The sequence below is a fragment of the Aquimarina sp. AU119 genome (assembly GCF_900312735.1).
GTDB classification, from domain to species: Bacteria; Bacteroidota; Bacteroidia; order Flavobacteriales; family Flavobacteriaceae; genus Aquimarina; species Aquimarina algiphila.
This window is the reverse complement of sequence record NZ_OMPF01000031.1, coordinates 1-16,159: the sequence shown is the minus strand read 5'-3', so window position 1 is coordinate 16,159 and position 16,159 is coordinate 1. Positions and strand designations below refer to the sequence as shown.

Here is a 16,159-nt window from a genome sequence, read left to right as displayed (position 1 = left end):
TTCAGTCTAGTTTATGAATAAATCCCTCCGTTAATATTAATGATTTCACCTGTGATATAAGATGAATTTTTAGATGCAAGAAATGACACTAATTGTGCAACTTCTTCTGGGTGTCCAAAGCGATTAGCCGGAATGAGTCTTTTTAATTCTTTTTCATCCAAATCTATCGTCATATCGGTTTTAATAAATCCAGGTGCAACTGCATTAACCGTAACATTTTTCTTTGCAATTTCTTGAGCTAATGATTTAGTTGCCGCAATAATAGCCCCTTTTGATGCAGCATAGTTTGTCTGACCAACAGTTCCTTTAAGTCCAGAAACAGATACCATATTGATGATTCTACCGTATTTATTTAGCAACATATCTTTTAATACATGATTGGTCACGTTATAAAAACTATTGAGATTTGTTTGTATTACAGAATTCCAATCGTTGGGTTGCATCCATAAAAACAGGCCATCTTTAGTGATACCAGCATTATTGACAAGTACTTCAATTATAGTATTTTCATGTGTATTGTTCCAATCGTCTAATTGTTGCTTCACATCATTAAAATCAGAAACATCAAATTTTATAATTTCACCAGATCCACCTAGTTCTTTAATTGAGTTTAGTGTTTCATTAGCAGCATCTTCATTGGTATGGTAATTAATTAAAATAGAATAGTCAGTGTCTTTTGCAAGTTGTATACAAATGGCTCTACCAATACCACGAGAGCCACCAGTTACTAATACATATTTTTTTTGGTCACTCATTGAATTAAAGTCTACGATCTAAATAGTTCCTCATTTTTGTATCATGCCTCTTCAAGAAGTTCATTTTTCTCTTTTAAAAATCTTATAGATTTAAACTTCGTTATTAATGATATAATTTTTCACTTCATTAATATAAGGATACATAATAATGTCTTCTTTAAATTTAGGAACAATTTTTCGAATATCTTCATACATTTTTCTAGTTTTTGAAGATACTTCGTTCTGTACTTCTAAGTATTCTATTGCTTGTATAATAGTAATAAGTTCTATAGCTACAACTTCAAAAGCATTTTCAATCACTTTTTTAGTAATAAGTGCAGCATTGGTTCCCATGCTTACAATATCCTGATTGTCATTATTATTAGGAATACTATGCACATACATTGAATTTGACAACATTTGATTTTCAGCTGTTGTAGATGTTGCAGTAAATTGCGAACCCTGCATACCAAAATTAAGTCCCAAAGTACCCAAATTTACAAAAGCCGGCAGAATATCATTTAATTTGGGGTTTACTAAATAATTAAGTTGTCGCTCAGCAAGCATACTCATTTTTGTCACTACTAATTTTAGCTTATCCATTTCTAAGGACACATAATCTCCATGAAAATTACCTCCATGATAGACATGTTTGTTTTCTAAATCGATAATAGGATTATCATTGGCAGAATTTATTTCTTCGAACAGGATTCTTTCAACCGTATTCAATGTATCTAAAACAGGCCCTAAAATTTGTGGAACACAACGAAGCGAATAATATTCTTGCACTTTATCCTCAAAGACATCGACTTCATCTGTATCTGTATAAAGATGATGTTCTCGTTTTCTCACTAGCGAACTATCTTGCAAATGCTGGCGCATCATTTTAGCAATTTCTCGCTGACCAATATGTTTTTTAGATTGATTGAGTTCTAATGATAAATGATCATCATATGCTTTTACAATTTCATTTATTGAAGCCGAAATAGAAACCATCCAATTAAGTAATCTCCTGGTATAAATAGTATTGACCACACCAATTCCAGTCATTACAGATGTACCATTCATTAACGCTATTCCTTCTCTGATTTCTACAGAAATTGGTTTTAAATTTTCTCTTTCAAATACAGTTTTAGTCAGCTCACGTTCTCCTTTATAGATAACTTCACCTTCACCTATAAGTGTTAAAGCTAAGTGTGCTAATTGTACCAAATCTCCACTTGCACCAACACCACCATGCTCATATATTACTGGTGTAATATTTTTATTAATTAACGTAGTCATTAAGTTAATTACAGAACTATGAACACCTGATCTTCCCAAAGACAAAGTATTAAGGCGTGCTAACATGGTTGCTCTTACATATTTTTGCGGAATTAGATTTCCAGAACCAGACGCATGACTTCTTATAAGGTTATATTGTAAATTAATGCGTTCTTCATCTTTTATTTTATACTGTGCCATTGGACCAAAACCAGTATTCACACCATATATTACTTTATTTGCAGAAAATTCTTTTAAGAATTCAAAACTAGCGTTAACATTAGCTTTTATTTGATTATCGATTGCGACAGATTCATTTTCAAAGATTATTTTATAAAATGTATTTAGGTCTAATGCTCCCTTAATTGTGATCATATAGGATTAAATCTCAGTAGTTTTTATTATAATAGTGTTATGTTTACTTCCTAAAATTGGATGGTAAATATTCTAATTCACAAAAATATAATAATTAATTGGTTATATCCATTAGTACATGCAAGATATAGAAATTGATGTTTTAATCATAGGTGCGGGACCTTCTGGATGCGTGGCCGCTGCTTATTTACATAAAAAAGAAGCCAATATTAAAGTTATAGAAAAAAGCGAATTTCCGCGCTTTGTAATTGGTGAAAGCCTTTTACCCAGGTGTATGGACCATTTTGAAGAAGTAGGATTATTAGATACGATTAAAGAGTATGGGTTTGAAATAAAAAGTGGTGCTCGATTTATAAGAGAAGATACTTTTTGTGAATTTGATTTCAGTAAAAAACATACAGAAGGTTATAATTGGACCTGGCAAGTCCCAAGAGCCGATTTTGATTTGTTATTAACCGACAAGCTTAAAGAGAAAGGAGTCGATATTGCATTTGGACATGAAGTTGTTGATGTCGAGTTTGAAAAAAATGGGATATCTAAAACCACCGTAAAAACAAAAACAAAAGAGCAATACGTCATTAAAGCTAAATATATAATTGATTCTAGCGGTTTTGGTCGTGTTTTGCCACGACTTTTAGATTTAGATAAGCCTTCAAAGATACCCAAGCATTCCTCTATATTTACCCATGTAGAAGATATTCACAGACCAGAAGGGAGAGAAGGAACTTTAATTACTTTTGACGTTATCGATAAGGATTGTTGGTTATGGGTTATTCCATTTTCAAACGGAAAAACGAGTATTGGTTATGTGTGTAAAAATGAAGTATTAGACAACTTTGAAGGTAATGCAACTAAAAAATTACAAAGTATGTTGAAACTTTCTAAATACTATCACGAAAGATTTAAAGATGTCGATTTTCTATTTGAACCCATTATTATTAAAAATTATTCAAAATCTGTAAAGAAATTATTTGGCAAAGGCTTTGCACTTACAGGAAATAGTGCAGAGTTTTTGGATCCTGTGTTTTCATCTGGAGTGACATTTGCTACAGAATCTGGATTGCTTGCAGCAAAACTCATAGTAAAAGAGCTTAATAATGAAGCTGTAGATTGGCAGAAAAAATATGCAGATTATATTGTAGAAGGTACAACTGTTTTTAGCAGTTATGTTAAAGAATGGTACACAGGAAACTTGCAAACAGTCTTTTTTGAAGGTACTAACAATCCTGAAATTAAAAAGCAAATCTGCGCTGTATTAGCTGGTTATGTCTGGGATAAAACTAACCCTTTTGTAAAAAATCATGACAGACTTATTGGCACTGTTGCACATGTTATTAGACTTGAAAATAGTTAAGAAGTCTAAATATCAAAAAAGTTTCTTTTTAAAATAGGATTTGCTATCGCAATAGATAAGGTAAAATGTATCTAACCATCATTTTCATCGGATGGCACATACCATTTAGCTGGCCATGCTTCATAACTACCTCCCTGTATTATTCTCATCTGTTTTTTAGAAATTTCCTGAAAGGTTTCTTTTTTGAAAATAGCATCCTTGTTCATAATAATAATTAAATTAATCATATGTAATATAGACAATAACAGAAACAAGGACAAAGTTTTCGTGGGGTAATTAGATATTAATTACAAGATGCGACAATACTTATATTTCTAGTTTTAATTTTTCTTAAATAACTATTATACATATATAATTAAAAATGAAATATAAATTTGTTCTACCTATATACTAATACTGTCTTTTTAACGTTTTTACTAATACTATTCCTTCAGTCAATTCTGATGCCATTTAATTGATCTATTGGCTATTTTATACATGTATTAACAGATTTGTATACCTTTTGTTTCCTTTTTAAGACCTTTTGTTCATCAAGAGTAACCTTTTGTATACCGTATTTATCCTTAAAACATTGCTTATCCTTCTACATTTGTTTCTATAGAGTTAAAGATTTGAGAATTGAGAAATAAATAACAAAATCGCAAAATTTAGAAAATCTATCAATAATTAGCTTCTTATTTATTTCTTGATTTGAATTTCAAATGACTTAACAGAATGTCTTTTAAGAAATTAAAAATAGTATTGATTTAAAGTAGAAAATACCATCATGTTTTTCTCTTGAACTTAAAAAAAGTTAATATGCATAAAATTACCCCTATTTTATTTGTAGTTCAATGTTTTATAACATTTTCATTTTCTTCTCTACCCAATCATGAAGTTATTTCAAATGCTTTGTGCTCAGTACAATTAATGTATTCTTTCTTTCTTATGAGTTCTATAGTTATTGTAGCTATACATTTTTCTTTAGAACATCATTCATTAATTACTCGTGCTGAAAATGCATTGTCTTTTTTTAAACACACAAAACCTGAATATTAAAATATTAAATACTCCACGGTAGTTGTAACATGACATTCTTCGATACCAGTAATTTATCCACTTAGGATATATTTTTATTTTAATAAACCCCAATTAAATTATCAATATGTGATGAAAACATTACTCCTAAAAATCATAAAATTTAAGGATTATTATAAAGGTTCTCACACAATTTATAATGTAAGAATTCTATCTAGTATAGAAATAAAATCCAAAATAGTTGTCTACCTTTTTTTCTTAATTGGTTTATCAATTAATGCTCAAGATTTCATCACTACTTGGGAAACTACTGCTGCAAATGAAACTATAACACTACCAAATAGTGGAGTCGCTTCTGGGTATAACTTTACCATTGACTGGGGAGATGGGGTAATCGAAAACAATGTTACTACCCCAGGTAAACAACATACGTATGTTACTCCCGGCACTTATACGGTTCGGATAAATGGACTGTTCGAAGAATTTGACTTTACAGGTACTCCCACAAGTACAAGTGCAAATAATTTATTATCGGTTGATCAGTGGGGAAGTTTGTCCGTATCAAAACTTAGTTTCAGTGGTGCTTCGAGGTTTCAAATAAATGATACTAATGCTCCAGATTTATCTAAGATCACTTCTTTTGATGATCTATTTAACGGTGCATCTACAGTAAATGCAAATCTTTCTAACTGGGATGTATCTGGGATTACTAGTATGAATGAAACCTTTCGTGATGCAACATCATTTAATGGCGATATCACTACCTGGAATACTGGAGAAGTGACAAGTATGATCGATATGTTCTCTGGTGCTTTAGTATTTAATCAGAATATTGGAGGTTGGAATATCGCTAAAGTAACGAATACATCTACCATGTTCTTTAATGCTATAGCATTCAACCAGGATATCGGGGGTTGGGTTACAAATGAAGTGATTAATATGACTGGTATGTTTAATGGTGCCACTGCATTCAATCAGGAAATCGGAGGTTGGATTACCAGTAAAGTAACCGACATGAACTTTATGTTTAATAGTGCTACAGCATTTAACGGAGATATTAGCGGTTGGGATACCAGTAAAGTTCTGAACATGAATTTTATGTTTGCCAGTGCAGACGCATTTAATCAGGATATTGGGAATTGGGTTACTAGTGAAGTAACAACCATGAGTAGTATGTTTGCTGGTGCAGATTCATTTAATCAGGATATTGGAGGTTGGATTACCAGTAAGGTAAGAACTATGTCATTTATGTTTGCCAATGCCAGAGCATTTAATCAAGATATTAGTGGATGGGATACTAGCAGTGTCTTGAGTATGTCATTTATGTTTAATAGTGCTACAGCATTCAATCAAAATATTGGAGATTGGAATATCAGTAATGTGGCTTCACTGTTTAATACATTATCCAACTCTGGTCTATCAACCCTTAATTATGATGCAACATTAATAGGGTGGGCAAGTCAAACTGTACAGTCCGGACTTACTTTGGGTGCAGATAGATTGACATACTGTTTGAGCGATGCTGCGCACAATGTATTAACCAACGCTCCAAATTCATGGACGATCAATGATGCGGGGTTAAACTGTTCTTCATTGTTTATCACCACCTGGTCTACTACTGCTTTAAATGAAACTATAACACTACCAAATGACAACAATGGTGGATTGCTACAATATGATTTTTCTATTGACTGGGGAGACGGAACACCTATTGAAACTAATGTTACTACTCCCAATAAAACACACACCTATACGACACCAGGTGTACATACAGTAAGAATTGATGGATTATTTGGAAGTTTTGATTTTGAAGCGGTTCCTGTAAACACGACCAATATCTTATCTGTAGAACAATGGGGAGATTTAGCAGTTTCAAAACTTAATTTCAGGGACGCTGTCAATTTTCAAATAAATGACATTAATGCTCCAGATTTATCCAATGTTACTTCATTTAATAATTTATTTCGACAGGCATCTACAGTAAATGCTGATCTCTCTAACTGGAATGTATCTACTATTACAGAGATGCAAAATGCGTTTAATGGCGCAATTGCATTTAATGGAAATATCAGTACCTGGAATACCAGTTTAGTCGAAAATATGACTGCAATGTTTAACAATGCCACTGTATTTAATCAAGATATAAGTAATTGGGATACTAGTAGTGTCATAAAGATGGATTATATGTTTAGTGATGCAATTGCTTTCAATCAAAACATAGAGACTTCAGGTGTTAACTGGAATACGAGTAAAGTAGATGACATGAAATTTATGTTTAATAATGCCACAGCATTCAATCAAAATATTAGTAGTTGGGATACTAGTACGGTGACAGATATGAGTTCTATGTTTAATAATGCTATAACATTCAATCAGGATATTGGAGGATGGAATACTAGTGCTGTTATGAATATCTCTAATATGTTTAATAGCGCTACCGCATTCAATCAGAATCTTGGAAATTGGGATATCAGTAAAATAGCATTTATGACAGATGCCTTATCTAATTCTGCTTTATCCATACAGAACTATGATGCTACCCTCATAGGCTGGGCAAGTCAAACTACACTATCAAGAGTCCCTTTGGGAGCTGATGGATTAACATATTGTTTAGGAGGAGATGCTCGAAAGAAATTAATAAATGATAATTTATGGGCTATAACTGGCGATATGCTAGGATGTTCATCAATACTTGTCTATTCTATTACTAAAACAACAGATGCAGTCGAAGGGACTTCGAATGCTACATTTACTGTGAGCATTGACGGAGGAATAACCAACACAACCGGGGCAGCCATTACAGGAATACTAACACTAACAGGGACTGCAACCAATGGAACAGATTATACCAATGTAACGACATTTTCTATTCCAGACGGAGATACTAATGTAGTTGTAACTATTCCGGTCATTGATGACACCGAAGTAGAACTTCAAGAAACTATCATTGCTACCATATCGGCACCAAGTACTGGTAGCATAAATACCACCAATAACTCTGATACCGCAACCATAACAGATGATGATAGTACAGCACTTGCTATTTCTATTGGTTCTGCAGTAAATGCTGTTGAAGGAACTTCTAATGCGGCTTTCACAATCAGCTTAGATGGTGGAGTAACAAATAAGACTGGATCAGCTATTACAGGAACACTTACACTTACTGGGACTGCAACTAATGGAACAGATTATACTGATGTAACAACGTTCTCAATTGCTGATGGAGATACCAATACTGTCGTGACTATTCCAGTAACCAATGATACAGAAGTAGAACCACTAGAAACTATTATTGCTACCATATCAGTACCAAGTATTGGGAGTATAAATACTACAAATAATGCTGATACCGCCACTATAGCAGATGATGATGGGGCAGCACTTTCCTATTCTATTACCAAAACAACCGATGCGATTGAAGGAACTTCTGATGCCACGTTTACTGTAAGCATTGATGGAGGGATAGTAAACACTACTGGAGCAGCCATTACCGGAGTATTAACGCTTACCGGAACTGCAACCAACGGGATAGATTATACCAATGTAACAACATTTTCTATTTCAGAAGGAGATGATAATGTTTTAGTGACTATTCCTGTAACTAATGATACCGAGGTAGAACCACAAGAAACTATTATTGCTACCATATCAACTCCAAGTATTGGGAGCATAAATACGACAAATAATGCTGATACGGCAACTATAACAGATGATGATGGGGCAGCACTCACCTATTCTATTATCAAAACAACTGATGCGATTGAAGGAACTTCTGATGCAACATTTACAGTAAGTATTGACGGAGGAATAACAAACACTACAGGAGCGGTTATTACTGGAACATTAACGCTTACAGGAACCGCAACGAATGGAACAGACTATACCAATGTAGCAACATTTTCTATTCGAGAAGGAGATACCAATGTTATAGTAACTATTCCTGTAACCAATGATACCGACATAGAATCACTAGAAACCATTATTGCTACCATATCAGCGCCAAATATTGGAAGTATAAACACTACAAATAATACAGATACTGCTACTATAACAGATGATGATGCTACAGCGCTCACCTATTCTATTACCAAAACAGCAGATGCAGTTGAAGGAAGCACAGATGCTACATTTACTGTAAGCATTGATGGAGGAATAAACAACACCTCTGGTTCTGCTATTACCGGAACAATGGCATTAACAGGAACAGCTACCAATGGAATCGATTATACCAATGTAACTACATTCTCTATTGCTGCTGGAAATAATAGTGTCGTCATAACCATCCCTGTAATCGATGACAGTAATGTAGAATTACAGGAAACCATCATTGCCACAATATCAACTCCAAGCATTGGAAATATAAATCCCTCTAATACTTCGGATACTGCAACTATAACCGATGATGATAGTGCCGCACTCACTATTTCTATAGGAGCACCTACAAATGCTGTTGAAGGAACGTCAGATGTAACTTTTACGGTAAGTCTAGATGGTGGGGTTACGAATACTACGGGAGCACCTATCACCGGAATGTTACTACTAACGGGAACTGCAACCAATGGAATAGATTATACCAATATTGCTTCATTTTCTATTGCCGATGGAGATACTAATGTTATTGTAACTATTCCTGTAACCAATGATACAGAAGCAGAACCACAAGAAACCATTATTGCTACGATATCGTCTCCAAGTATTGGAAACATAAATACAGTAAATAACTCTTCCTCAGCAACCATAACTGATGATGATAACGCTGCTCTCACTATTTCTATTGGATCGCCTGTAAATGCTATCGAAGGAACTTCAAATGCAGCTTTTACTGTAAGCTTAGATAATGGAGTTACAAATGCTACGGGAACAACTATTACAGGAACAATAGTATTAACAGGAACTGCAACTAACGGGATTGATTATACCGATGTAATTACATTCTCGATTGCAAACGGAGATACAGATACCATAATAACCATTCCTGTAGTTAATGATGTCGAAATAGAACCACAGGAAACTATCATCGCGACAATATCGCTTCCAAGTATCGGAAATATAAACACAATAAACAATTCTGCTACAGCAATTATAACCGATGATGATGTACCCCCAAACCCCAATTTAGCGCTATCCAAAACCGGTGTATATGAAGATACTAATAATGACGGTGTACTCAATACAGGAGATCAAATAGTTTATACATTCGTTATTGAAAATAACGGTAGTGAAATAATTACAAACATTATGATCACGGATCCTCTACCTGGTATTGTGCTTAGTGGGGAATCAATTGATCTTGCTCCAGGCGAAATAGATGACTCTACATTTACAGCTATATATGATTTAACCGAAAATGACATTCTAACAAGCAGTGTAACGAATCAAGCTTTTGTTACGGGTATAGACCCTATGAATGTAGAAATTATTGACTTTTCTGATGACCCAAACGATGACACCAATAGTGATGATGATGATGATGGTGATGGTGAAGACCCTACAATTACCGAATTGCAAAATGAGGATGAATTGACAATCTATGAAGTCATTACTCCAAATGGAGATGGATTGAATGATGAATTAAGAATTTCTGGATTAGTAAAATACCCAAATAACAATATTATTATCTATAATCGTTGGGGGGCTAAAGTATTTGAAGCAGAGGGCTACGAACAAAAAGGCACTCCCCTATTTAAAGGAATTGCCAAAGGCAAAAAGAAAGCCTTACCAACAGGAGCCTATTTTTTCACCTTACAATACCAAAACTCAATTGGAACAGCAACCTTTAAATCAGGATATCTACATATCAACTAAAAAATAAAAGGGACTTGTATTTTATTTTCCCCTAACCTCGGCCACACAATGACTTGCCTATGAAAAAATTATTACTCTTTACATTTATAATCACTTGTTTTATTCCTTTTTCAAATTATGGACAACAGGATAGCCAGTATACACAATACATGTATAACACTGTTAGCTTCAATCCTGCTTATGCAGGAAGCAGAGGAGTATTAAGTGTTATGGGATTATACCGTAGTCAATGGCTGGGACTTGATGGCGCTCCTAACACCCAAACACTTACAATAAATAGCCCAATAAACGAAAGAAAAAAATTAGGTATAGGATTATCTATAATAAATGACGCTATTGGAGCGGCTAATGAAACTAATTTTAATGCCAGTGCTTCGTATACTATTTCTGTATCTGATATCGGAAAATTAAGTTTTGGATTAAATGCAGGAGGTACCTTATTAAATGTAGATCTATCTACACTAAGGAGATTTAATACTGACGATCCTTTACTCGAAAATGATATCGATAATAAATTCAGCCCTAATGTAGGATTAGGTTTATATTATCGCACAAATCGATTCTATGCAGGAATTAGCGTACCTAACCTACTAGAAACCAAACATTTTAACAAAAAAACATTATCAAGTATTAATACACAAGCAAGCGTTTTTGCAAGAGAACGTATCAATTACTATCTAATAACTGGTCATGTTTTTGAATTAATACCATTCATAAAGTTTAAACCTGCACTGCTAACAAAATATACTGTAGGAAGCCCTATACAACTTGACCTATCTGTTAATGTTATGTTTAATGAAAAGTTTACTGTAGGAACCTCTTATCGATGGAGTAAAGCATTTAGTGCTGTTGCAGGTTTTCAAATTTCAGAACGGGTAATGATTGGATTTGCATATGATCGCGAAGTTACTGACCTAGGGCAAACACGTTTCAACAATGGAACGTATGAAGCAATACTGCGATTTGAGTTAAAAAATATTCATCATGAATTTTTAACTCCGAGATTCTTTTAACTAATTCAATGAATAGATGAAAAAAATAGTATACACATCTCTTATTATTTTTATTACATCTCTTTCGGGATGGTCTGGTCTAGCGCAACAAAGAATATTAAATATTGCTAACAAAATGTTTGATCAACATAAATACGTTAGCGCTCAGGAAGCATACCTAAAAGTAATAGAACGAAAATATCGAAACGCTGAAACTTTAAAAAACCTGGGAGATAGTTATTATCTTAATGGACAACCAGAAAACGCAGAACAATGGTATAAAGAATTTATAGAATCTTATCCTGACCAAATAGAACCAGAATACCTATTCAGGTATGCCCAATGTCTAAAATCCTTAAAAAACTATAGTGCATCTGACATTTATATGGATCGCCTCCTCATGGTAAAAAATGATGATCAACGTGCTAATCTATTTAATAAAAAAAGAGATTATCTTAAACGAATAACATATCAATCCGGAAGGTATGATATAGAAAATGCAACTATCAATTCTAACTTTACTGATTTTGGAGCAGCATTCTATAAGGATTATATTGTATTTAGTTCATCAAGAGATACCTTACTTTTTAATAAGAGAATACATAAATGGACAGAAGAATCATTCCTGGAATTATACCAGGCAAAATACGATTCTGAGACAAATACCTTATCTGATCCACAAAAATTCTCAAAAGAATTAAGTACCAAATTTCATGAATCTACACCAGTATTTACGAATGATGGGAATACTATATACTTCACTCGAAACTATGATAGCGATGATAAAAGGGAGGTCATTGGATTAAAAATATATCGATCTACCAAAGATCCTGAAGGAAATTGGACCTTCCCCGAAGATTTACCTTTTAATGACAATACCTATTCTACCTCCCACCCATCAATAAGTCCAGACGGAAAAACTTTATATTTTTCTTCTGATATGCCCGGAGGGTTTGGTATGTCTGATCTCTATTCTGTTACCATTTATGATGACGGAAGTTTTGGTACACCTATCAATTTAGGTAACGAAATTAATACTGAAGGAAAAGAAACTTTTCCTTTTACAACGTATGACGAATTATATTTTGCTTCTGATGGTCATCCAGGATTAGGAGGTTTAGACATTTTTGTAACAAAAACAACTACTTCAACATTAGAAATAATAAATGTAGGTAGTCCAATAAATACTCCTAAAGACGATTTTGCTTTCATCATTAATACTGAAACAGAAAAAGGATACTTCTCATCCAATAGAGATGAAGGAAAAGGAGGTGATGATATTTATAGTTTTCATCAAATAATACCCTTAAAAAGTTTTTTCCTGACGACTATATTAGGTGCTATTACAGACAATAGTACTTATGAAGCCATTAATGATGCAACAATAACGATTTATGATAAGGAAAATAATATCATTCAAGAAGAAACTTCAGTTGAGAATGGGAATTACTATTTTTCTTCTAACGAAGAATTAAAAAATGCATATTCAATTAAGGTAACCAAAAATGGGTATAAGCCTTATGAACATATCATAGAAAAAGAAGAGTTTGCCGAAGTGTATGAAAAACCAATTACGCTAGAAAAAATATATGATAACTCTTTAGAACTTGAAAGAATAAATGATAACTCTATTGGATATGAAAATGCATTCAATTTTGAATTGATCGCAGACCCCATACATTTTGATAATACTTCTATAAATATTGTACCTAAATCAAAAAATAAATTAGATGAATTAATAGCTCTTATGAAACGCTACCCTAGAGTTCATACCGATATTAAATCATATTTAGATGATGATATTGACAGTATGGAGATCCCACAAAATCGCGCAGATGTGATCAAACAATATTTTATTGACAATGGAATTCCTGAGTATCGATTAAGTGCTAAAGGAGTACCAAAAAACGATGTGAAAAAGGAAGAAAAACTAAGACTGATGATGGTCGTTCCAACTCCAATCCATTTTAATCTCAACTCAGAAGAAATAAGACCAGAAGGAGAAACAGGCTTATTAAAAGTAATAGAGTTAATGAATATCTATCCTACTATGAAAATGGAAATTCATGGACATGCTGATAGTAGATCCAGTTATTGGTACAACAAACTCTTAAGTGTACGAAGAATGAGAGCTACTCTAAAATACATTACAGAAAAGGGACGCATTAATTGGCGTCGTATTCGAGGAAGAGCTTATGGAGAAAGAAGGCTTTTTAATGATTGTGGAGATGGGGTTCCTTGTACAGAAGATCAACATCAAAAAAATAGGCGAAGTGAATTCATTATCGTCAAATAATATATAATGAAACTAACTATATATGAGTCAGAATCAATTAAATATTTAATTGATTTCATTTTAATCTAAAAATATCAAATGTCTTTCAATTTTTTAGATGATATCAACATCTAATTATACTATTCGTTAAATCCCCAATCAAAAAAATATGAAAACAATTTACACAACTCTTTTTTTATTAAAATCCTATATTTTATCAATAGGTTTACTACTATTAACAATTCAAATGAGGGCAAGTCCCGATTGTCCAATACTTAATGGAGATTTTCATGGACTTAGTAGTGGAACAACATCTGATTCAAATGCTACAGGATGGTATCTTGATGCCAGTAATCTTAATAATCCATTGTTTTTTGCAGTAAAGTCCAATCGAATACATGCCGAACACCTAGGTGGAGAAGGGATTTGGTATTCAGAGGTTTTTTCAGCTGAAGGCTACTCTGATTTTCAGGTATCTGTTAAAATTCATTCTGAAGGAGATATGAATAGTAGTGAATATGTAAGGATGTACTATAAAATAGATGGTGGTCCCGAGGTATTATTTGCTCAACGCACTGGTAATTTTGGAACAATCGATTTTATTTCCCCTTTTTTAAATGGCTCCACCGTTCAAATTATTGTCAAATTATACAATTATGATAATGGAGGTTCTCAGACTTCAAAGTATCATATTGAAAAATATGCAGTTTTTAAAGAAGATGGACCTTGTAATTCATCAATTTCAGTATCGGCTACGGCTACTAATGGAGGTATTCTGACTTGTACAAATCCTTCACTTACTTTATCTGCTAATTCTAATGTTAGTAATCCTACATATTCTTGGACCGGTCCTAATAACTTTAGTTCATCATTACAAAATCCGGTAATCTCTATTCCTGGCACTTATACTGTTAAAGTAACAGACTCTTCAGGATCAACTTCAGCTTCTATTTTAATAACAGAGAATAAAGGTATTTCAGAAATAATTTGGCTAGAAGAATTTAACCTAAGTACTGGCACAACATCAGATTCTGGATCCACTGCCTGGACTACTCAAAATACAAGCTCAGGAGGTTTTCATGTAAAGGATAATCGATTTAAAGTTAATAATACAGGAAAAGACAATAAAGGAATATGGACCTCTGAATCAATCGATATTTCTGATAAAACCAATGTAAAAATATCCCTTAATTTATATAGTACAGGTGATATGGAAACCAATGGAGATGGTCTTGATTTTATAGATATATATTATAAGTTAGATGATGGTCAAAAGATTCGATTTAGTAAAAATTCAGGATCTATAAATGGTAATAGTACTTCTGGCAAGGAGGTTTCTATAGGTTCTCTTAATGGAAGTAGTTTACAAATTATAGTCAAATCGAGAACCACTCATTCTAGTGAGTTCTATTATTTTGACAATGTAAAAGTAGTTGGCATAAGCACTGTTGATGCAACCGCTTTTGTAGACGGAGAACTTTCTTGTATCAATAATTCGGTAATCATAACTGGTGGATCTTCTGATAATCATGTTAATTATACCTGGACAGGACCTAATAACTTTACAGCAAATACAAAAAATATAAATGTAAGCGAACCTGGAGATTATACACTAGAAGTAACTCCAAATAATGGTTGTGGTAATACAGCTAACGCAATGGTTACTGTAACACAGGATATTACGGTACCTAATGTATCCGCTTCTGTTGATGGTACACTAAGTTGTTCATCTGGGTCTGCAACATTAAGAGGTAATTCTACAACTCCAAATGTTACTTATCTCTGGACTGGACCTAATAACTTCAGCTCATCATTACAAAACCCTACTGTAAGCCAAACAGGAAATTACTCCTTAACAGTAACAAACCCTAATAATGGATGTACTTCATCTTTATCGGTAAATGTAGCTTCTACTGGTGGTACCGAAACTAATATTTGGTTTGAAAAATTTAACCTAAGTACAGGAACAACATCAGATTCTGGATCAACAGCCTGGACTACTCAAAATCCAAGCTCAGGAGGTTTTCATGTAAAAGATAATCGATTTAAAGTTAATAATACAGGGAAAGATAAAAAAGGAATATGGACCTCTGAATCAATCGATATTAAAGGAAAAAATGATGTGAACATCTCTGTTCTATTGTATAGTACAGGGGATATGGAAGACACTGGAGAAAATCTTGACTTTATTGATCTTTATTATAAAATAAATGAAGGGCAAGAGGTTCGTTTTAGTAAAAATTCAGGAGCCATAAATAACAATAGCAGTTCAGGAACTACTGTATCAATAGGCTCACTCAGTGGAAATAGTCTACAAATTATAGTCAAATCAAGAACTACTGCT

Annotated in this window: 9 protein-coding genes; 6 read left to right on the top strand and 3 right to left on the bottom strand. The window is 33.3% G+C overall.

Annotated features, from left to right (window positions below; translation table 11 throughout):
- Nucleotides 1–11 precede the first annotated feature (11 nt).
- Nucleotides 12–755: a 3-oxoacyl-ACP reductase FabG gene (gene fabG / locus DK442_RS24285; protein ID WP_109438515.1), complete on the bottom strand. Its 744-nt coding sequence runs from the start codon at nucleotides 753–755 to the stop codon at nucleotides 12–14.
- 90 nt (nucleotides 756–845) lie between these two features.
- Nucleotides 846–2,372 carry a histidine ammonia-lyase gene (gene hutH, locus DK442_RS24280; RefSeq protein WP_109438514.1) on the bottom strand — a complete coding sequence of 509 codons (1,527 nt, stop codon included), beginning with the start codon at nucleotides 2,370–2,372 and terminating at the stop codon, nucleotides 846–848.
- A 118-nt stretch (nucleotides 2,373–2,490) separates the two neighbouring features.
- On the opposite strand from hutH, the gene DK442_RS24275 reads away from it, so the two are divergent.
- Nucleotides 2,491–3,726 (top strand): NAD(P)/FAD-dependent oxidoreductase, encoded by a 1,236-nt coding sequence (locus DK442_RS24275; RefSeq protein WP_109438513.1) that lies wholly within the window; start codon nucleotides 2,491–2,493, stop codon nucleotides 3,724–3,726.
- Between the two features lie 71 nt (nucleotides 3,727–3,797).
- On the opposite strand, the gene DK442_RS28375 is transcribed toward DK442_RS24275, so the two are convergent.
- Complete coding sequence (locus DK442_RS28375; RefSeq protein ID WP_160114336.1) at nucleotides 3,798–3,953, bottom strand: hypothetical protein; 156 nt, start codon at nucleotides 3,951–3,953, stop codon at nucleotides 3,798–3,800.
- A 571-nt stretch (nucleotides 3,954–4,524) separates the two neighbouring features.
- Between DK442_RS28375 and DK442_RS24270 the strand changes: the two genes are divergently transcribed.
- From DK442_RS24270 to DK442_RS24250, 5 genes are all read left to right on the top strand, one after another.
- Nucleotides 4,525–4,764 carry a hypothetical protein gene (locus DK442_RS24270; RefSeq protein WP_109438512.1) on the top strand — a complete coding sequence of 80 codons (240 nt, stop codon included), beginning with the start codon at nucleotides 4,525–4,527 and terminating at the stop codon, nucleotides 4,762–4,764.
- 111 nt (nucleotides 4,765–4,875) lie between these two features.
- Complete coding sequence (locus DK442_RS24265) at nucleotides 4,876–10,548, top strand: BspA family leucine-rich repeat surface protein (protein ID WP_109438511.1); 5,673 nt, start codon at nucleotides 4,876–4,878, stop codon at nucleotides 10,546–10,548.
- A 59-nt stretch (nucleotides 10,549–10,607) separates the two neighbouring features.
- On the top strand, nucleotides 10,608–11,561 hold the full coding sequence (locus DK442_RS24260) for a type IX secretion system membrane protein PorP/SprF (protein ID WP_109438510.1): 954 nt from the start codon (nucleotides 10,608–10,610) through the stop codon (nucleotides 11,559–11,561).
- A 16-nt stretch (nucleotides 11,562–11,577) separates the two neighbouring features.
- On the top strand, nucleotides 11,578–13,836 hold the full coding sequence (locus DK442_RS24255; protein WP_109438509.1) for an OmpA family protein: 2,259 nt from the start codon (nucleotides 11,578–11,580) through the stop codon (nucleotides 13,834–13,836).
- A gap of 148 nt (nucleotides 13,837–13,984) precedes the next feature.
- The coding region (locus tag DK442_RS24250) for a hypothetical protein (protein WP_200825169.1) at nucleotides 13,985–16,159 on the top strand (2,175 nt) is incomplete at its 3' end.